Annotated in this window: 19 protein-coding genes; 8 read left to right on the top strand and 11 right to left on the bottom strand. The window is 70.2% G+C overall.

Annotated features, from left to right (window positions below; genetic code table 11):
• Position 1: 1 nt before the first annotated feature.
• From kynU to WG922_RS20615, 6 genes are all read right to left on the bottom strand, one after another.
• The gene (kynU, locus tag WG922_RS20640; RefSeq protein WP_340284894.1) at positions 2-1,285 is read right to left on the bottom strand and encodes a kynureninase; all 1,284 of its coding nucleotides are present in this window, start codon (positions 1,283-1,285) and stop codon (positions 2-4) included.
• Positions 1,282-1,947: an arylformamidase gene (kynB, locus tag WG922_RS20635; RefSeq protein WP_340284892.1), complete on the bottom strand. Its 666-nt coding sequence runs from the start codon at positions 1,945-1,947 to the stop codon at positions 1,282-1,284. The genes kynU and kynB overlap by 4 nt, the downstream gene beginning before the upstream one ends.
• A gap of 84 nt (positions 1,948-2,031) precedes the next feature.
• Positions 2,032-2,379, bottom strand: coding sequence for a YkgJ family cysteine cluster protein (locus WG922_RS20630; protein WP_340284890.1), 348 nt, complete (start codon positions 2,377-2,379; stop codon positions 2,032-2,034).
• A 2-nt stretch (positions 2,380-2,381) separates the two neighbouring features.
• Positions 2,382-4,574: a TonB-dependent receptor family protein gene (locus WG922_RS20625; protein ID WP_340284889.1), complete on the bottom strand. Its 2,193-nt coding sequence runs from the start codon at positions 4,572-4,574 to the stop codon at positions 2,382-2,384.
• Between the two features lie 252 nt (positions 4,575-4,826).
• The gene (argF, locus tag WG922_RS20620; RefSeq protein WP_340284888.1) at positions 4,827-5,774 is read right to left on the bottom strand and encodes an ornithine carbamoyltransferase; all 948 of its coding nucleotides are present in this window, start codon (positions 5,772-5,774) and stop codon (positions 4,827-4,829) included.
• A gap of 5 nt (positions 5,775-5,779) precedes the next feature.
• Positions 5,780-6,973 carry an aspartate aminotransferase family protein gene (locus WG922_RS20615; RefSeq protein WP_340284886.1) on the bottom strand — a complete coding sequence of 398 codons (1,194 nt, stop codon included), beginning with the start codon at positions 6,971-6,973 and terminating at the stop codon, positions 5,780-5,782.
• Between the two features lie 218 nt (positions 6,974-7,191).
• Here WG922_RS20615 and WG922_RS20610 point away from each other — a divergent pair, with 218 nt between their 5' ends.
• Positions 7,192-7,512, top strand: coding sequence for a DUF3579 domain-containing protein (locus WG922_RS20610; protein ID WP_340284885.1), 321 nt, complete (start codon positions 7,192-7,194; stop codon positions 7,510-7,512).
• A 169-nt stretch (positions 7,513-7,681) separates the two neighbouring features.
• On the opposite strand, the gene rpsT is transcribed toward WG922_RS20610, so the two are convergent.
• Positions 7,682-7,990, bottom strand: coding sequence for a 30S ribosomal protein S20 (gene rpsT, locus WG922_RS20605; protein ID WP_340284884.1), 309 nt, complete (start codon positions 7,988-7,990; stop codon positions 7,682-7,684).
• Positions 7,991-8,096: 106 nt separating this feature from the next.
• Between rpsT and murJ the strand changes: the two genes are divergently transcribed.
• The gene (gene murJ, locus WG922_RS20600) at positions 8,097-9,662 is read left to right on the top strand and encodes a murein biosynthesis integral membrane protein MurJ (protein ID WP_340284883.1); all 1,566 of its coding nucleotides are present in this window, start codon (positions 8,097-8,099) and stop codon (positions 9,660-9,662) included.
• A gap of 55 nt (positions 9,663-9,717) precedes the next feature.
• Positions 9,718-10,569 (top strand): SirB1 family protein, encoded by an 852-nt coding sequence (locus WG922_RS20595; RefSeq protein WP_340284882.1) that lies wholly within the window; start codon positions 9,718-9,720, stop codon positions 10,567-10,569.
• A 16-nt stretch (positions 10,570-10,585) separates the two neighbouring features.
• On the opposite strand, the gene purM is transcribed toward WG922_RS20595, so the two are convergent.
• On the bottom strand, positions 10,586-11,617 hold the full coding sequence (gene purM, locus WG922_RS20590; RefSeq protein ID WP_340284881.1) for a phosphoribosylformylglycinamidine cyclo-ligase: 1,032 nt from the start codon (positions 11,615-11,617) through the stop codon (positions 10,586-10,588).
• 149 nt (positions 11,618-11,766) lie between these two features.
• Here purM and hda point away from each other — a divergent pair, with 149 nt between their 5' ends.
• The 4 genes from hda (at position 11,767) to folK (ending at position 15,437) form a co-directional block, all read left to right on the top strand.
• Positions 11,767-12,441 carry a DnaA regulatory inactivator Hda gene (gene hda / locus WG922_RS20585; RefSeq protein WP_340284880.1) on the top strand — a complete coding sequence of 225 codons (675 nt, stop codon included), beginning with the start codon at positions 11,767-11,769 and terminating at the stop codon, positions 12,439-12,441.
• Between the two features lie 22 nt (positions 12,442-12,463).
• On the top strand, positions 12,464-13,138 hold the full coding sequence (locus WG922_RS20580) for a histidinol-phosphatase (RefSeq protein WP_340284879.1): 675 nt from the start codon (positions 12,464-12,466) through the stop codon (positions 13,136-13,138).
• Positions 13,135-14,772 (top strand): polynucleotide adenylyltransferase PcnB, encoded by a 1,638-nt coding sequence (gene pcnB / locus WG922_RS20575; RefSeq protein WP_340284878.1) that lies wholly within the window; start codon positions 13,135-13,137, stop codon positions 14,770-14,772. Before WG922_RS20580 ends, pcnB begins: the two co-directional genes overlap by 4 nt.
• A 209-nt stretch (positions 14,773-14,981) precedes the next feature.
• Positions 14,982-15,437, top strand: a complete 456-nt coding sequence (folK, locus tag WG922_RS20570; protein ID WP_340284928.1) for a 2-amino-4-hydroxy-6-hydroxymethyldihydropteridine diphosphokinase — start codon at positions 14,982-14,984, stop codon at positions 15,435-15,437.
• A gap of 162 nt (positions 15,438-15,599) precedes the next feature.
• Here folK and WG922_RS20565 read toward each other — a convergent pair whose 3' ends face one another.
• Genes WG922_RS20565 through WG922_RS20555 form a run of 3 tightly spaced genes read right to left on the bottom strand, consistent with a single transcriptional unit; the run spans position 15,600 to position 18,147 of the window.
• Entirely contained in the window at positions 15,600-16,076 is a 477-nt protein-coding gene (locus WG922_RS20565) for a protein-tyrosine phosphatase family protein (protein WP_340284877.1), read from the bottom strand.
• A gap of 5 nt (positions 16,077-16,081) precedes the next feature.
• Positions 16,082-17,449 (bottom strand): cytochrome c, encoded by a 1,368-nt coding sequence (locus WG922_RS20560; RefSeq protein WP_340284876.1) that lies wholly within the window; start codon positions 17,447-17,449, stop codon positions 16,082-16,084.
• Positions 17,446-18,147 (bottom strand): c-type cytochrome, encoded by a 702-nt coding sequence (locus WG922_RS20555; protein ID WP_445322865.1) that lies wholly within the window; start codon positions 18,145-18,147, stop codon positions 17,446-17,448. Before WG922_RS20555 ends, WG922_RS20560 begins: the two co-directional genes overlap by 4 nt.
• Before the next feature lie 249 nt (positions 18,148-18,396).
• On the opposite strand from WG922_RS20555, the gene WG922_RS20550 reads away from it, so the two are divergent.
• Complete coding sequence (locus tag WG922_RS20550) at positions 18,397-18,588, top strand: hypothetical protein (RefSeq protein WP_340284875.1); 192 nt, start codon at positions 18,397-18,399, stop codon at positions 18,586-18,588.
• The last annotated feature ends 26 nt before the right edge of the window (positions 18,589-18,614 follow it).

The following is an 18,614-nucleotide window of genomic DNA, read 5'->3' as shown; positions in this document are numbered from 1 at the left end:
GTCAGGTCACCGCCTGCTTGCGGTTGAATTCGGGTTGGCGCCAGGCTTCGGTTTCGAGCACCTCGCGCAGGTGCTCCACCGCGTGCCACACGTCTTCGTAGCCGATGTACAGCGGCGTGAGGCCGAAGCGAAGGATGTCCGGATGCCCACCCGCGCCATCACCGGCGCGGAAGTCGCCCACCACGCCCCGCGCGATCAGCGCCTGCACGATGGCGTAGGCGCCGTCGCCACGTGCGAGGCAGACCTGCGATCCACGGCGGGCGTGCTCGCGCGGCGTGACCAGGGTGAGGCCGTGGCCGGCACAGCGCGCCTCGACGAGCGCGATGAAAAGATCGGTAAGGTCCAGGGACTTCTGCCGCAACGCCGGCATGCCGCCGTGGTCCTGCGCGGCGAGCACGGCATCGACCCCGCACTCGAGCGCAATGAGGCTCAGGATCGGCTGCGTGCCGCACAGATAGCGCGAGATGCCCGGGGCCGGTCGGTAGTCGGGCGTGAAGGCGAACGGCGTGGCGTGCCCCCACCAGCCCGCCAGGGGTTGCCAGAAGCGGTCGGCATGCGCCGGGTGGACCCACACGAACGCCGGAGCGCCGGGGCCGCCGTTGAGGTACTTGTAGCCGCAGCCCACCGCGAAGTCGGCGCCGGCCGCCTGCAGATCGACCGGCACGGCGCCTGCGCTGTGGGCGAGGTCCCAGACGACCAGCGCACCGGCCGCGTGGGCGGCGGCGGTGACGCCCGCCATGTCGTGCATCGCGCCGGTACGGTAGTTCACGTGCGTGAGCATCAGCACGGCGACATCCGGCCCCAGCGCCTGCGGGAGCGTCTCGGCATCGACCAGCCGCAGCGTGCAGCCGCGCTCCTTGCACAGGGCCTCGGCGATGTACAGGTCGGTGGGGAAGTTGCTGCGCTCGCTCACGATCACCCGGCGTTCCGGTGCGTCCTGCGCGCACAGGCTCAGCGCCGCGCTCAGCACCTTGAACAGGTTGACCGAGGTGCTGTCGGTCGCCACCACCTCGCCCGGACGGGCGCCGATCAGGCGGGCGATCTTGTCGCCCACGCGTGCCGGCAGATCGACCCAGCCGGCGTCGTTCCAGCTGCCGATGAGGCCGCGGCCCCACTCATGCTCCACCGCGCGTGCCACCCTCGCTGGAGTGGCGCGGGGCAGCACCCCCAGTGAGTTGCCATCGAGGTAGATCAGGCCTTCGGGCACGGCGAACAGTTCGCGCAATGGGCGCAGCGGGTCGCGCACGTCCAGCGCGCGGCAGTCGGCAAGGGTGCAGGGACTCATGGGCATCCGGATGGGCCGACGCCCGGCAGCGCGCGCAGCACGGCGCGCACCGGCGAGGCGTCGGCGGTGGTGAATTTCAAGGGCAGGGCGATCAACTCCCAATCACCCTCGGGTACTTCGTCGAGGACGAGGTTTTCCAGCACCCGCAGCCCGCGCCGTCGCACCACCTGGTGGCTCGGCAGGCTCTTGCTGTCGGCCGGGTCGATGCTGGCGGTGTCGATGCCGATCAGGCAGACGCCCCGGTCGGCGAGGCGTTCCACGACATCGGGCGCGAAGGCGGCAAGCTGCGGATCCCAGCGGTCGATCGGCATGCGGGCGTAGGTGCGCACCAGCACGCGCGGCGGCAAGCCGTCGAGCGCGTGTTCGAGGTGCTGCCACTGCACCAGCGGGCCGCGCCCGATGGCGTGCACCACCCGGCAGGGACCGAGGTAGGGAGCCAGCGGCACGAGCCCGATGGCCGCGCCTTCCGGGTCGTAGTGCAGGGGTGCGTCGGCGTGGGCGCCGACGTGGGGCGAAGCCGTGATGCTGCTGACGTTGACGGGGCATCCGGGCGCGATGGTGGCGGCCCAGCTCTGGCGGTAGGCCGTGTCACCCGGAAACACCGGCGAGCCGGCGTGCACGGGCGGGGAGATGTCCCACAGGCGCGGTTCGGTGGCGTGCATGGGGCGCAGTGTGGTGCGGCTTTGAAGGTCGTGGTGTCGGTTGGAACCAACAGGCGCGCACATTTTCCGGATGCGCGCCACCGCTCAGAAGAGCCCCACCTCCAGCGGCAGGAGGCCCGCGCGCTGGCGGGCGCGCGCGCAGGCATCGCTGCCCGCCTCGAACTCGCGGCAGGGCGAGGGGCGCCACTCGTAGATGCCGCAGGCAGCGGATTGCCCGACCGTCCCGCAGAGGGCCGCGCAGCGCGGCGGCTGGTGGTCGGTGCCGCGCATCCGGCACAGCTGCGAGTTGAGCTCCACCGCGAGGCCACTGGGAACGCGGCCACCGTGCTCGTCGAGTTCCCAGGCCGAAAAATCGACGCGGAAGCTGGCGCAGCAGGCGCCGCAACGCAGGCAGGGGTGGGACGTGGGGCCCATGTCTGGCGGTGCTGTCATGTTCAGAAGCGATAGGCGGCGCTCGCACCCAGCAGCCAGCTGCGGCCGGGCGCGGGTTCGAAGTTGCGGCGGTTGCCCTCGTTGACGATGACCGATCCGGCGTAGCGGTGGTCGGCCAGGTTGTCGATGCGCAGGAACTGCTCGAAGGTCCAGCCGCCACGCACCTGCTCCAGGCGCGCACGCACCGCAAGCACGGTGTAGCCGGGCGCGGCATCGGTGTTGCGGTCGTCCACCGGGACACGGCCGACATGGCGCGCCTCCAGCGCCGTTTCCAATCCCCAGGCGCGCTGGCGCCAGGCGAGCTCGGCGTAGGCGCTGGTGCGGGGAATGCCGGGCAGGCGGCTGCCGGCCGCCACGGGCACGCTGGGCGCGGTGCAGGGGGTGCCAGCGCAGGTGAGGAAGCGGTCGGAGTAGGTCGCGTCCAGCCAGGTGGCCGACAGCAGCGCCGACCACCCTGCGCCCCAGCGGCCGCTGCCCGCAAGCTCGAAGCCCTGGCGGCGCGTGCCCGGCGCGTTCTGGAAACTGGCGCGGCCGCCGGTGTTGGCGAGCACCACGATCTCGTCGCGTGTGCGCGCCTGGAACACGGCGGCCGAGAGCTGCCAGCGCTCGTCGGCCGCGTCCAGCGCCTTGACGCCCAGCTCCCATTGCCGGCTGATGGCTGGGCGCAGGCCGGTGTTCAGGCCGGCGGCGCCGTTGCCCTGGTAGGCGAGCTCGTTGAGCGTCGGGGTCTCGAATCCGCGGCCATACGCGGCGTAGACGTTGAGGCTCTCGTGCGCATGGAACACCAGGCCCGCGGCGGGCGTGGTGGCGGCGTAGCGCACCGAGCCGCTGTCGTCGGCGTTGCCGGGGCGCACGTAGCGATCGTCGGATTCGAAGCGCACGCGGGTGTGCCGCAGCCCGGCCAGCGCGCTCCAGCGCTCGCCCAGCACCCACTGGCCCTGCGCGTAGGGCGCGATGCTCACCGCGCGGTTCACTTCGTCGCGGCGCAGGTCGCCGCGCACCCCGAGGTCGCCGCCGGCGACGAAATTTTCCCATCCGCGCCGCAGGTCCCGGGTCGCTTCCAGCGCCAGTCCGGCGGTGACGGTGACGGGGCCGGCCGGGCTGCGGCCCTGATGGATCCAGCGGGCATCGAGACCCTGGTAGCGGCGGGTCAGGTCGATCACGCCGCCGGGCTGCGACGGCGCGCGCTGGACGGCGACCGGGATGGCCTGGAACTGCAGCGTTTCGCGCTCGCCGGCGTAGGCGGTGAACTGCAGGCGCCGGCGTGCGTCGATGCGGTGTGCGAGCACGGCACCCAGCTGCAGCTGATCGACGGTCTTGCGCGTGTCGAACAGCAGCGCCGCGGGCTGCGCCTGCCTTGGATCTTCCTCCCACTGCGCCCGCGTGAGGCCCAGCGGATCCTGCGCCCGCAGCGACAGGTCGTTGGCGATCAGCGTGAGGTCGGTGTCGGCGGCCAGTGCGTAGTTCAGCTTGGCATTGAAGCCCTCGCGCCGAGCCGCGCTGTGCATGCGCCAGCCGTCCGTCTCGAAGCGGGTGGCGCTCACCCGATAGCGCAGTCGGCCTTCCTGCCCGGACAGCTGCGTGGTCGCGCGCCGGGTGTCCCATGGGCCGAGCGCACCCGAGAGTTCGGCCACCGTGTCGGGGCCGCCTTCGGCGGTGAAGATGCTGATGACGCCGCCCGAGGCGTTGCCGTACAGCACCGAGAACGGCCCGCGCAGCACTTCGATGCGCTCGGCCGACGCGAGGTCGAAATGCGACACCTGGCCCTGTCCGTCCGGACCGGCGGCCGGAATACCGTCGGCGTAGAGCCGGATACCGCGCACGCCGAAGGTCGAGCGTGCACCGAAGCCGCGCGAGGAGATCTGCAGGTCCTGCGCGTAGTTCTGGCGGTTCTGCACGACCAGCCCGGGCACGCGCGCCAGAACCTCCGACAGATTGACCTGCAACTGCGCCTGCCCGCGCAGCACGGCGCCTTCGATGACATCGATCGAGGCAGGCGCATCGAAGGCCGACTGCTCCACACCGGGCGTGGCGGTGACCGTGATGGGCCGCAGCGTTGCTTCGGTGGACCGCACCTGGGCCCACGCCGGGCCGGTCGCAGACAGCAGCACCAGCAGGCGCAGCAGCAGTGCACCGGCCGTGCAGCGCGGTGCCGGCGCATGGCGCCGCCGTGGTGGAGCGAGACGTGTGTCCATGATCCGTTCAGCTGCTGCCGGAGCAACCGAAGTGCTCCGGGGGCCGCTCGGGGAGCGGCCGCGATAGAGGGCGTGGTGGGAAATCAGTGTAGCCAGCGGCGCTTTCGCCGTGGCACACGGGGCGCTGCGTGCTTGCGACGACAGCGGCGCTGGCGCGGCGCTTGGAGCGCGCCGCACTGCCTTCGCCCTACGTGAGCAGAAGCTGCTCGGCGGCCCTGGGCGGAAGACCCCGACCAGGGCGGCCGAGTCGGATCAATCGACGCGCCCGAGCAGCAGGTATTCCATCAAGGCCTTCTGCACGTGCATGCGGTTCTCGGCTTCGTCCCATACCACCGACTGCGGTCCGTCGATCACGTCGGCCTGCACCTCTTCGCCACGGTGTGCGGGCAGGCAGTGCATGAAGAGCGCGTCGCGGCTGGCAACGCCCATCATCGAGCTGTCCACGCACCAGTCGGCGAACGCCTTGCGACGTGCGTCGTTCTCGGCCTCGTAGCCCATGCTCGTCCAGACGTCGGTGGTGACCAGGTGGGCGCCGCGGCACGCGTCCTTCGGGTCCTTGAATACCTTGTAGCTGGCGCAGCTGCGCACGCCGGGAACCGACTGATCCACTTCATAGCCGCTGGGGGTGCTCAGATGCACCGTGAAACCGAGCAGCTCGGCGGCCTGCAGCCAGGTGTTGGCCATGTTGTTGCCGTCGCCCACCCATGCCACCACCTTGCCCTGCAGCGCCGCAGGATCGGGTACGCCGTCGGCGTCGAGCCCGCGGTGTTCGAGGAAGGTGAACAGGTCGGCCAGGATCTGGCAGGGATGGAACTCGTTGGTGAGTCCGTTGATGACCGGCACGCGCGAGTGCGAGGCGAAGCGTTCGATCTTGTCCTGCCCAAAGGTGCGGATCATCACCAGATCGACCATGCGGCTGATCACCCGCGCGGTGTCCTCGATGGGCTCTGCGCGCCCCAGCTGGCTGTCGCCGGTCGTGAGGTGCACCACGCTGCCGCCAAGCTGGTACATGCCCGCTTCGAAGCTCACGCGCGTGCGCGTGGAGGCCTTCTCGAAGATCATGGCAAGTGTGCGGTCGGCCAGCGGGTGGTACTTCTCGTAGGCCTTGAAACGGCGCTTGATGATGGCCGCACGGCGGAACAGCCAGCCGTACTCTTCGGCGCTGAGGTCGGTGAAGCGCAGGTAGTGCTGGATGGACATGGCGTTCACTCCGCAAGAAAGGCCCGCACCAGCGGCAGCAGCAGCGCGACGATCTCGTCGGCCTGCGCCTCGGTCAGGATCAGGGGCGGCACCAGCCGGATCACGTTGTCGGCGGTGACACTGAGCAGCAGGCCGGCCTCGGCCGCACGCGCGGTGAGCACGCCGCACGGACGGTCGAGCTCGATTCCCAGCATCAGTCCCTGGCCCCGGATCTCGGTCACGCCGGCAATGCCTTCCAGGCCGCGCTCGAGCGCGGCGCGCAGGTGTGCACCCACGCGGGTGGCGTTCTCGAGCAGCCCGTCTTCTTCCATGATGCGCAGCGTCTCGACGCCCGCACGCATTGCCAGCGGGTTGCCGCCGAAGGTGGTGCCGTGGTTGCCGGGCTGGAAGATGTTCGCGGCCCGCGGGCCGGCGACGACCGCGCCGATCGGCACGCCCGAGCCCAGGCCCTTGGCCAGGGGCATCACGTCGGGCAGGATGCCGGCCCACTGGTGCGCGAACCACTTGCCGGTGCGGCCCATGCCGCACTGCACCTCGTCGATCATGAGCAGCCAGTCGTTCGCGTCGCAGAGGGCGCGCACCTCTCGCAGGTACTCGGCGCGCATCGGGTTCACGCCGCCTTCGCCCTGGATGGTCTCGAAGAACACCGCCACCACGTCGGGGTTGCCTTCGGTGGCCTGGCGCAGCGCGTCGATATCGTTCAGAGGCACGCGGATGAAGCCCTCGACCAGCGGCTCGAAGCCCTTCTGCACCTTGGCGTTGCCGGTGGCGGACAGGGTGGCGATGCTGCGGCCGTGGAATGCCTTTTCGTACACGACGATCTGCGGACGCGTGATGCCCTTGTCGTGGCCGAACTTGCGGGCCAGCTTGAGCGCGGCTTCGTTCGCTTCCAGACCGCTGGAGCAGAAGAACACGTTGGTGAGGCCCGACAGCTCCACCAGCCTGGCCGCGAGGCGCTCCTGGTCGGGCACGTGGTAGTAGTTGCTGCTGTGGATGATCTTCGTGAGCTGGTCCTGCAGTGCGGGCACCAGCTTGGGGTGGTTGTGCCCCAGCGTGTTCACGGCAATTCCGGCCAGCGCGTCGAGGTACTCTCGCCCGTTGACATCCCACACGCGCACGCCCTGGCCGTGCGACAGCGCGATCGGCACCCGAGCGTAGGTGTTCATGACGTGCGGCGATGCAGCCTCGATCAAAGCCATTCGATCCTCCAGAAATGAAAAGCGGCTCAACGCGTGAGCCGTTGAGGGCCGATTTTAGGCACACGTAACAGGCGCGCTGGTTGATGATTGCGCATCACTGCGATGCCTGCGCCACCCAGCGTCCGGGCCAGCCCGAAGTCTTATATAAGATAGAATACTCGTGCGCCGCAGCGCGAGGCGATCCCTGGCTGCGAAGCGCGGTCCACCTTTGCGATCCGATGGTCTCCAGCACTCCCAAAGAAGTCTTCATTCAAGGCATCACGAGCCAGGGGCGCACCTTCCGGCCCAGCGACTGGGCCGAGCGGCTGGCAGGGGTGATGAGCTCGTTCCGTCCGGGCGGCGCCACTCCGGGTAGCCACCTGAGCTATTCACCGTGGTGCGTGCCGACGGTGATCGGCGGCGTCAAGTGCGTGGTCGTCAACAGCCAGCTGCGCGAGCACGAGCCCATGGCCTGGGACTTCGTGATGAACTTCGCCCGCGACAACGACCTGCAGGTGGGCGAGGCCTGCTTGCTGCCCGAGCGTCGTCCGACGAGCTGAGTTCCCTCGGGGCGGCAGCAGGGGCGCCACCCCGACGAGCACTTTCGCGAACCCCTCGGCCAACAAAAAACCGCCCGAAGGCGGTTCTTGCTTTTTTGCTTGCTGGCAGCGCACCCGTTTCAAACGGCAGGCTCTCGTGCAAAGAGCCCGGGCGGGTGCCTGAATGGCGTCAGGCGGCGGCTTGGGCGGGTGCCAGGGCTTTCACCTTGGCGGACAGGCGGCTCTTGTCGCGGGCGGCCTTGTTCTTGTGGAAGATCTGCTTGTCGGCCACCGTGTCGAGCACGGACTGGGCCTTGGCGAACAGCTCGGTGGCCTTGGCCTTGTCGCCGGCGGCGACGGCCTTCTCGACGTTCTTGACCGCGGTGCGGTAGCGCGAACGCAGCGAGGTGTTGGCAGCGTTGAGTTTGACGTCCTGGCGGGCGCGTTTACGGCCCGACGCGAGGCGCGGGTTCTTTTTCTTGGGCTTGGTGGAAGCCATGTGAATGTTCCTTTGTGTCTGAGGATGTTGCCAGCAAAGCCCGCGATTGTATTCCAGCGCCAAGTCCTGGGGCATCTTGGGGGATGCCCCAGCTAAACTCAACCGGGTGAGCCTATTCAAAGCCGCCTCCACCGTCTCGCTGCTGACGCTTCTGTCCCGCATCACCGGCCTGGCGCGCGACCTGACCATGGCGGCCCTGTTCGGCGCGAACGCGATGACCGACGCGTTCAACGTCGCGTTCCGCATCCCCAACCTGTTCCGTCGCATCTTCGGCGAAGGCGCTTTCAGCCAGGCGTTCGTGCCGGCCCTGGCGCGTGCACAGGCACAGGAAGGCGAGGCGGGCGTGCAGGAGCTGATCGACCACGTCGCGACGCTGCTGGCCTGGATGCTGCTCGCGACATGCATCGTGGGGGTGATCGGCGCGCCCGCGCTGGTGTTCGCCATGGCCAGCGGCCTGCTGGTGGAGCCGCAGGTCAAGGACGCGGCGGTGTTCATGACCCGTGTCATGTTCCCCTACATCGGCTTCATGTCGCTCGTCGCGCTGGCCGCCGGCATCCTGAACACCTGGAAGCGCTTTGCCGTGCCGGCATCCACGCCGGTGCTGCTGAACCTCGCCATGATCGCTTCGGCCTGGCTGGGTACGCCATGGCTCGTCGCGCGCGGCATCGAACCCATCTACGCCCTGGCTGGCGGCGTGATGCTGGGCGGGCTGCTGCAACTGGCGGTGCAGGTGCCGGCCTTGCGGCGCATCGGCCACCTGCCGCGGATCGGGCTGAGCGCAACGCGCGTGCGCGCTGCCTGGCGGCACCCCGGAACCCGGCACGTGGGCTCGATGATGCTGCCGGCCCTGCTCGGTGTCGGGGTGGCGCAGATCTCCCTGCTGATCAACACGCAGATCGCGTCGTGGCTCCCGGCGGGGAGCGTCACCTGGCTCAGCTATGCCGACCGGCTGATGGAGTTTCCCACCGCACTGCTCGGCGTGGCTCTGGGAGTCGTGCTGATGCCGCAACTCGCTGCCGCCCGTGCCGCGGACGACTCCGAACGCTATTCCGCGATGCTCGACTGGGGGCTGCGCCTGGTGGTGCTGCTGGCGGTTCCGAGCTCCGTCGCGCTGCTGGTGTTCGGCGTGCCGCTGGTCGCCTCGCTGTTCCACTACGGCGCGTTCACGCAGCGCGACGTGCTGATGGTCTCGACGGCGCTCACGGGCTATGGCGCCGGCCTGCTCGGGCTGGTCGCCATCAAGGTGCTGGCGCCGGGCTATTACGCCAGCCAGGACATGCGCACGCCGGTGCGCATCGCCATCGTGGTGCTGGTGGCCACGCAGCTGATGAACGTCGCCTTCGTGCCGCTGTTCGGCCATGCTGGACTGGCCCTGTCCATCGGCCTGGGGGCGCTGCTCAACGCCGGGTGGCTGATGGTGGGGCTGTTGCGCCGGCGCAGCTGGGTGCCGAGCCCGGGCTGGGGACGCTTTCTGCTGCAGGTGCTTGCGGCGAGCGCGCTGCTCGCGGTGTTCCTGATGTGGGCTGCGGCAGGTGTCGATTGGGTGCTGCTGCGCGCCGACATCGTGCGCCGGCTGCTGATGCTGGCGGGCGTTCTGCTGGTAGCGGGCCTGGTCTACTTCGGCGCCCTGGCCGCGGCGGGACTGAAGCTGCGCCAGTTTGTAACCCGGTGATACGCGGGCGCGCGTCTTGCTTGACGAGGTGCGGCGGCGGCATTACAACGATTCGATGCAGCTGAACCTCACGCCACCGACGCCACTCGAGTACTTCAGCTCGCTGGTGCAGAGCGATGACCAGCTGCCGCTGCTCGAAGCCGCTGCCAGCATCGCGCAGGACGAATACCCCGAGCTCGATGTGCAGCAGATCCTCGACGAGGTCGATCAGCTGCTCGGGCGGCTCAAGCGACGCATTCCCGCGGATGCACCGGCGCTGCACCGGCTGCGCGCGCTCAACCAGTTCTTCTTCCGCGACCTCAGCTTCGGCGGCAACGTCAACGACTACTGCGACCCCGACAACAGCCACCTCAACGTCGTGCTGCGCACCCGGCGTGGCATCCAGATTTCCCTGGCCGTGCTGTGGCTCGAGCTCGCCCAGGGCGTCGGCCTTCATGCGCGCGGCGTGTGCTTCCCGGGGCACTTCATGGTCAAGGTGAACCTGCCCAAGGGACAGGTGGTGATCGATCCCTTCACCGGCCAGTCGCTCTCGCGCGAAGAGCTTTCCGAACGCCTGGAGCCCTACAAGCGCCGCAGCGGCCTGACCGGTGAATTCGAGGTGCCGCTCGGGCTGTACCTGCAATCGGCGCCGCCGCGCGACGTCATCGCCCGCATGCTGCGCAACCTGAAGGAGATCCACCGCGCACAGGAAGACTGGCAGCGCCTGATTGCGGTGCAGAACCGTTTGATCATCCTGCTGCCCGAAGCCTGGGCCGAGTATCGGGACCGCGGCATCGCCCACGCCGAGCAAGGCCATGCGCAGCATGCCGTCGCCGACCTGGAGGCCTACCTCGCCCACGCGCCCGACGCGCTCGACATCGACGCCGTGGCCGAGCGCCTCGCCGGGCTGCGGCGCGCCAGGTACTGAGCGGCTCGCCCGCGGGTCAGCGCACCTCTACGGGGGCGCCCGCGCCGCGCTCGGCGATCACACCGATTTCGTGCACCGACTCTCCCTGCGCGCGCAGCGTCTCGGCGGTGGCGCCGGCATGGCTGCGATCGACCACCACCACCATTCCGATGCCGTTGTTGAACGTGCGGTTCATCTCCTGCTCGTCGATCGCGGCGGTGCGCTGCAGCCAGGTAAAAAGCTCGGAGCGGGGCCAGCTGCCGGCGCGCAGGTGCGCCGCCGTGCCTTCGGGCAGCACCCGCGGGATGTTCTCCAGCAGCCCGCCGCCGGTGATGTGGGCCAGCGCCTTGATCGGGTGCTGCGCCAGGGCCGCGAGCACGCTCTTCACGTACAAGCGCGTGGGCGCCATCACCGCCTCACGGAACGGTCGCCCGTCGAGCGTCGTGGGCAGCCCGGCGCCGGCGCGCTCGATGCACTTGCGCACCAGCGAGAAACCGTTGGAGTGCACACCCGACGAGGCGAGGCCCAGCACCACGTCACCCGGGCGTACGTCGCGGCCCGTAAGGATCTTCGACTTCTCCACCGCCCCCACGCAGAAGCCCGCCAGGTCGTACTCGCCGGCCGGGTACATGCCCGGCATCTCCGCGGTTTCTCCCCCGATGAGCGCGCAACCCGAGAGCTCGCAGCCACGGGCGATGCCGCCGACCACGGCAGCCGCGGTGTCCACGTCGAGCTTGCCGCAGGCGAAGTAGTCGAGGAAGAAGAGCGGCTCGGCACCCTGCACCAGCACGTCGTTCACGCTCATGGCCACCAGATCGATGCCCACCGTGTCGTGCATGCCCCACTCGAACGCGAGCTTGAGCTTGGTGCCCACGCCGTCGGTCCCGCTGACCAGCACCGGCTCGCGATAGCGTTTGGGCACCTCGAAGAGGGCGCCGAATCCGCCGATGCCCGCCAGCACCCCTTCGCGCATCGTTTTGCGCGCGAGCGGCTTGATGCGCTCGACCAGCGCGTCGCCGGCATCGATATCGACGCCGGCGTCCTTGTAGGAGAGGGGGGCTTGTGTCATGGCACGGAGTGGGGTGGCGGGCGTGGCGCGGCCGGCGGATCGCCGGAGTGGCGGGGGTGGCCCGATAGAATTTGCGGGATTTTACTGACCGTCCCACTCCCTGCGACGCCGACCCCGCCCCCGTGGCGCGGCGGCCGCCCTGCGAACGCATGAAACAGATCGCGCTGGACATCGGCCTTGCCCGCGGACCGACCCTGGCCAGCTTCTGCCCTGGCCCGAACGAGGCGGCGCTGGCCCACCTGCGCCTGTGGAGCGGCAGCCCCACCCGCTCGCCGGTGCCCACCTACCTCTGGGGCGAGAGCGCCAGCGGCAAGACGCACCTGCTCAAGGCTGTCGCCGAGGAACTGCGCGATAGCGGCGCGGCCGTCGGGTGGCTCTCGGCCGGCACCAGCGAGCCACCGCCTTTCGACGAGCGCTGGGCCGTGGTGCTGATGGACGACGTGCACCTCTACACCGCCGCGCAGCAGCATGCCGCCTTCACCTGGTTCATCGAGGCCCAGACGCTGCAGCGGGGCGTGCTCGCCGCGGGCGCGCTGCCGCCGGCGGACCTGCAGCTGCGCGAGGATCTGCGCACCCGCCTGGGTTGGGGCCACGTGTTCCAGTTGCAGGCGCTCACGGAGCCCGAACGACGTGCCGTGCTGCGCCAGGCCGCCGACGCGCGGGGCGTGTTCCTGGCCGACGAAGTCATGGACTACATGCTCAAGCGCTTCTCGCGCGACCTCGGCAGCCTCATGCAACTGCTCGAGCATCTCGACCTGTACGCCCTGCAGACGCAGCGCGCGCTCACCATTCCGCTGATCCGGTCGATGCTGGAAAACGAGTGACACCCTGCCGCCGGCGCCCCCGATGAAACTTGCCCTCTTCGACCTCGACCACACGCTGCTGCCGATCGACTCCGACTACGCCTGGGGCGTATTCACCCAGGAGATCGGCTGGTGCGACCCTGCGCAGTTCCAGGCCCGCAACGACGCGTTCTTCGCGCAGTACCAGGCGGGCACCCTGGACGTGCACGAGTACGTGCGTTTCGCGACCGAGGCCCTGTGCGCGCGCGGACCGAAGGAAGCCGAGGCGGCGCACCTGCGCTTCATGGAATCGGTGGTCCGCCCCGCCATCCTGCCGCAGGCGCGCGCGCTGGTCGATGCGCACCGCGCGGCGGGCGACCAGCTCCTGATCATCACGGCGACCAACGAATTCGTGACGCGCCCCATCGCCGATGCCCTCGGCATCTCCGAGCTGATCGCCGTGCGCCTCGCGCGCGGCGCAGACGGCTGGTACACGGGCGAGATCGACGGCGTGCCGTCGATGCGCGAAGGCAAGGTCGCCCGCTTCGAGGAGTGGCTGGCGGCCCGCGGGCTCGGCTGGGACGACGTGGACACCACCTTCTATTCCGACAGCCTCAACGATCTGCCGCTGCTGGAGAAGGTCCGCCACCCGGTCGCCACCAACCCCGACGCACGGCTGCGCCGGATCGCCCGTGAGCGCGGCTGGCGCATACTCGATCTGTTCAACGAGACCCAATGATCAAGAAATTCATCGACCGGCTGCTGGGTGCAGCCGGCACCGCAAAGAAGCCGAAATTCGGCACCCGCCGCGAGATCGGACGCGAGGAACACGGCATCGACGTGTCGCTGGTCGACGAGCGCGCCTTGAACGTGGTGCACACCCTCAAGGAAGCCGGCCACGAGGCCTACATCGTCGGCGGCGCGGTGCGTGACCTGCTTCTCGGACTGCGACCCAAGGACTTCGACGTGGCCACCAGCGCCACGCCCGAGCAGGTCAAGGGGCTGTTTCGCCGGGCCTTCATCATCGGGCGGCGCTTTCGCATCGTGCACGTGGTCTATGGGCGCGGCCGCGAGCACGAGGTGATCGAGGTCTCCACCTTCCGCGCACACATGGACAACGCCAGCGCCGAGGCGGTGCCCGGCAACGAGCGCACCAGCAGGAGCGAGCTCGCCGGCATGAAGCACGCCGTCGATGCGAGCGGCCGCGTGCTGCGCGACAACGTCTGGGGCCCGCAGGACGAGGACGCCACGCGCCGCGACTTCACCGTCAACGCCATGTACTACGACCCCGAGGCGCAGATCGTGGTCGACTACCACGGCGGCATGCCCGATGCGCGCAAGAAGCTGCTGCGCATGATCGGCGACCCTACGACCCGGTATCGCGAAGACCCGGTGCGCATCATTCGCGCAGTGCGTTTCGCAGCCAAGCTCGCCCCGCTGGGCTTCCGGCTCGAGCCCAAGACCGGCGTGCCCTTGCGGCCGTGCCTGCCGCTGCTGGCCGAGGTACCGCAATCCCGGCTGTTCGACGAGATGCTCAAGCTGCTGCAGACCGGCCACGCACTGGACACCATCGGGCAGCTCAAGGGGCTCGGCCTGGCCGATGGCATCTACCCCTTGCTCACCCTGGTGGTCGAGCGGGCCGAGCAGCCCTTCGTGCGCGCCGCCCTGCAGGACACCGACCGGCGCGTGGGTGAGGGCAAGCCCGTCGCGCCGAGTTTCCTGCTCGCCTGCGTGCTCTGGGCCGATGTGCGCGACGGCTGGGCCCGCCGCATGGCCGACCGCCAGGCCCAGTTTCCGGCGCTGCAGGACGCCATCGAAGACGTATTCGATGCGCGTATCGGCGATGTGTCCGGCCGGGGCAAGCTGGCTGGCGACATGCGCGAGATCTGGATGATGCAGCCGCGTTTCGAGAAGCGCACCGGCAGCACGCCCTTCGGGCTGGTCGATCAGCCGCGCTTCCGTGCCGCCTTCGACTTCATGCGCCTGCGCGCCGACGTGGGCGAGATTGACGTGGTGCTCGCCGACTGGTGGCAGGAGTTCAGCACCGCCAGCGATGCGGTGCGCGAGGACATGGTGGCCCAGCAGCGCGACGAGCAGAGCAAGCGGGGGCCGCGCCGCGTGCGCCCGGCGCGGCTCGCGACCGAATCCGCACCGGCTGCGGCGCGGGTCGCATCGCAGGGGGGCGACGCACGCCGCGGCGATGCCCGCGCCAGCGAAGCCGAAGACGAAGCCCAAGGCGAGGGCGAGGGCGAGCGCGAGGCGGTGCCGGCGGACGGCAGCGACGCACCCGCGCGCAAGCGCCGGCGGCGCCGGCGCAAGCCTTCCGGTGGTGGCGGGGCTTCCGCCGATGCGGGCGGTGGCGAGAACGGCTGACCACGTCGCCAGAGCGGGCTGATGTGACGCAGTCACCGCCACCGCCACCGCCAGGCGAAGCGAACGCAGCGGGCGCCCCGCGCAGCGCGCTGGTGTGCAATTCACCCGTGCGCGAAGCACCGGCGGTCGATTCGCTGCCGCCCGACCGGTCGCCGCCGGATTCGACGCCGCACGAGGCGTCACCGCCCGAGGCGGCGCCGCGCGATCCCGTGCTCGCGTATGTCGCGCTTGGAGCCAACCTGGGGGACGCCCGCGCTGCACTCGAGCGCGCCATCGTGGCGCTCGACTCCTTGCCCCACACCCGCCTGCTGGCCCGCTCCGCGCTCTATCGCACCGCGCCGGTGCAGGCGCTGGGGCCCGATTTCGTGAACGCCGTCGCCGCCGTGTCCACGCGGCTGACTGCGCCGCGGCTGCTCGAAGGACTGCAGGCGCTGGAGCAGCTTGCCGGCCGCGAACGCCCGTATTCCAACGCGCCGCGCACCCTGGACCTCGACCTGCTGCTCTATGGCGATGCACGCATCGAGAGCGCGTCTCTGGTGGTGCCGCATCCGCGGATGCTGGAGCGTGCCTTCGTGCTGGTGCCGCTGGCCGAGATCGCGCCCGAGCGCGTGTGCGCGGAGCATCTGGTGGCGGTGCGGCCGCAGCGGGTGCAGCGGCTGGACTGAAACCTCTCCACCGACCCGCTTGCTGCCTGCGCCGCAGGCCGGAGTTCGAGTCATGCGCTGCATGAGGGCGCCGATGCGGTTACCGGGCGCGGCTTGCAGCATGGGAGTCCAAGACCTGGCCGGCCTTGGAGCGCGCTGCGGCGGCCGCCGCCACAACGCCTGTCAGAACCAGTCCACGAATCCCGACTGCTGCGCGTTCTGCGGGTTGGAGCCGGCGTCGCGCACGCGCTGCAGGGCTGTGGGCGTGTCCAGTCCCAGTGCCTTCAGCACGCATGCCGCCGCGCTGCCCGTACGTCCCAGGCCGGCGGCGCAGTGCAGCAGCACGGACTCGCCGCGCTGGAGCGTGACGGCCACATCGCGCACGCCTTCGCGGAACTCCTCGACGTTCTCCGGCAGGCCGAAGTTGCGCATCGCGAGCTGCGTCCAGCGAAAGGGCAGGCGCCCGCCCACCACCGCCGCGTGGTAGGGCGCTGCGAGCTCCGCCATTTCAGTGCGGGGTGTGAGGCAGACCACCTGGCCGATGCGCGCCGCGCGGGCTTCTTCCAGAAAGGCGCTCCAGGGCTCGAAGCGGCCCGGCATGGACCCCAGCCAGAGCGCTCCGGAAACGTTCGGCGGCAGTTGGACGCGGCGCAGGGTCATGGCGATCAGCGTCCGGCGCTGCTGCGCTGCTGTGCGACGTCCAGCTCGCGCACGGCGCCGGCCCGGTTGCCCCAGGCGGTGCGCACGAAGCTCAGTACCGCAGCGACGTCGGCGTCGCTCAACTCGAGTGCGAACGGGGGCATGCCGAACGGCCGCGGATTGCCCTCGGTTGCGGGAGGAAAGCCGCCGTAGATCACGGCCTGTACCAGGTTCGCGGTGTTGTGCATGGTGACGGCGCGGTTGCCTGCGAGTGCGGGGTATGCGCCAGGCACGCCTTGTCCCTGCTCGCCGTGGCAGCTGGCGCAGTGCTCGCCGTAGAGCCGCGCGCCGCGCTGTGCGAGCTGCGCGCTGACCGGCGCCGGTGCGGGCGCTGTGCCCTCCTGTGCCGGTGGCACCGACTGCAGGAACACCGCCATGGCGCGCAGATCCGCCGGGGTGAGGTGCTGCGTGCTGTGCAGCACGACCTCGGCCATCGGGCCGAGGGTGCTGGCGCCGGTGGTACGGCCGGTGCCCAGGAGCTCGACGATGCGCTCGCGCTCCCAGTGCGCCACGCCGGCCTCCTGCGGCGATGCGAGCGACGGCGCGTACCAGCTCTGCATGGGGATCACCCCGCCGGACAGGTCGAGCAGGTCGCTGCCGCCGAGCGCGTCGCGGGCGCTATGGCACGCAGCGCAGTGCCCGAGCCCGCGCACCAGGTATGCGCCGCGGTTCCATTCGGGGCTGCGTGCCGGATCGTCCCGGTGCACGCCGGGGCGGAAGTAGAGTGCCCGCCACGCCGCCAGGGCCGCCTGCGTGCCGAAGGGCCACCGCAGCGCGTGCGGGATGTTCTCGCGTTCGACCGGGTCCAGCGTGCGCAGATAGGCGAACAGCGCGTCCGAATCGTCGCGGCTGACCTGGGTGTAATGCGTGTAGGGAAAGGCCGGAACCAGCATGCTTCCGTCGCGTGAGCGCCCGTGGTGCAGCGCGCGCCAGAAGTCGTCCTCGGTCCAGGCGCCAAGGCCCGCGCCGGCCGGTGTGAGATTGCTGCCGTAGACGGTGCCGAACGGCGTCTCGAGCGGCCTTCCACCGGCGTAGGGTGCGCCGCCTCGCGCGGTGTGGCAGCTCATGCAGTTGCCGGCGCGGGCGAGATAGGCGCCACGCGCCGCCAGGGTCTCGCTCGCCCGCGCGGACGAAGCGTCGGCACCAGAACCAGTGCCAGAGCCCGGCGTGTTGATGACACCAGCTCCTGTCGCTGCACCGGCAGCGGTGGCGGGCGCTGCGCCATGCAGCTGGGCGCCCGCCGGCGCGTCGCTTTCGCTGAGCCAGAACAGCCAGCCGAACACGCCCGCGAACACCAGCAACGCGAGGAACACCACCAGGAACAGCCGCTTCATGGCGCCGGCCTCCCTGCCGGCAGCACGGCGCTGCCGCAGGCGATCGAAGGGGGCTGCGGCAGCTGTGCCACCGGCTTGGCGTCGGCGGGCACGGGCTGGGCCGCGAGCCAGGTGGTCACCGCCTGCAGGTCCTGCGGCTCGAGGCGCTTGGCCAGCGCGGCCATGCAGTCCGGCGCGTGGGCGCGGCGCTGGCCGCTGCGCCAGGCACCGAGCTGTGCCTTCAGGTAATCGGGTGGCAGCCCCAGCAGCCCGGGCGTGTTGGGCTGCACCCCCGTCAGTGCCGGACCATGGCACTGCGCACAGGAAGGCAGGCCTTTGCGCGTGTCGCCTTCGAGCGCGAGAACGCGTCCGCGCTCGAGCACCGACTGCGGCTCACGCGCCGGCACCGGCTCGGGGTAGGGCAGGTCGAGCGCCGCGAAGTACCGGGCGATCTCGAAGAGGTACTCGTCGGACAGCGGGTCGAGCAGCCGCGTCATGAGACCGTAGTGCCGCCGTCCATCCCGGAAGTGCAGGAGTTGGTTGAAGAGGTAGCCGGCGGGCTTGCCCGCGATGCGCGGGTAGTAGCCGTCGGGTCCGGCGCGACCCTGCGCTCCGTGGCAGGCGGTGCACGCCAGCGTGCGCTGGGCCATGGTGTCTTCGAAAGAAGCCGCGGCGTGCACGAGCGAGGCGGCTGACCAGAGGAGCAGGAGAGCAAGGATCTTCACGGGACAAGCATCATAGGCTGGGCATCTCCAACTCCCGCCCCCACGCCCCCACGCCCCCGCGCCCCCGCGCCCCCGCGCCTGCCCACCGCCGGCGCTGGGCGCCCGGCGCTGGATTCCCCTCGACCGCATGCTCCCTGAGCGCGACGCTCTGACCGGCGCCCCCGCCGCGGGCCGCTCTCCTACAGCTGCGTGCCGACGGGCTGCCTAGAGTGCCTGCATTCCGTCTCATCCCAGGAGGCCTGTATGCCCAAGAAGCCCGCGTCCGCTCCCGATGTGATTCCCCCGCGCGAAAAGCCCGAACCGGTCGTTGGCAGCGACTCCGAAGGCTCCAACGCGGTGCAGCACGAGCCCAATCCGAAGGCCGACCGGGAGCGCGAGCCCACCATGGACGATGGTCGCAAGCTGCGCGGTCCCTATCCGACCGGCAACGTCTGAGCGCATGACCGCCGCGCCGCAGGCCC

The organism is Ramlibacter sp. AN1015 (assembly GCF_037726105.1).
GTDB lineage: Bacteria > Pseudomonadota > Gammaproteobacteria > Burkholderiales > Burkholderiaceae_C > Ramlibacter.
The sequence above is the reverse complement of the archived record's forward strand: the minus strand, read 5'-3'. Positions and strand labels throughout refer to the sequence as shown.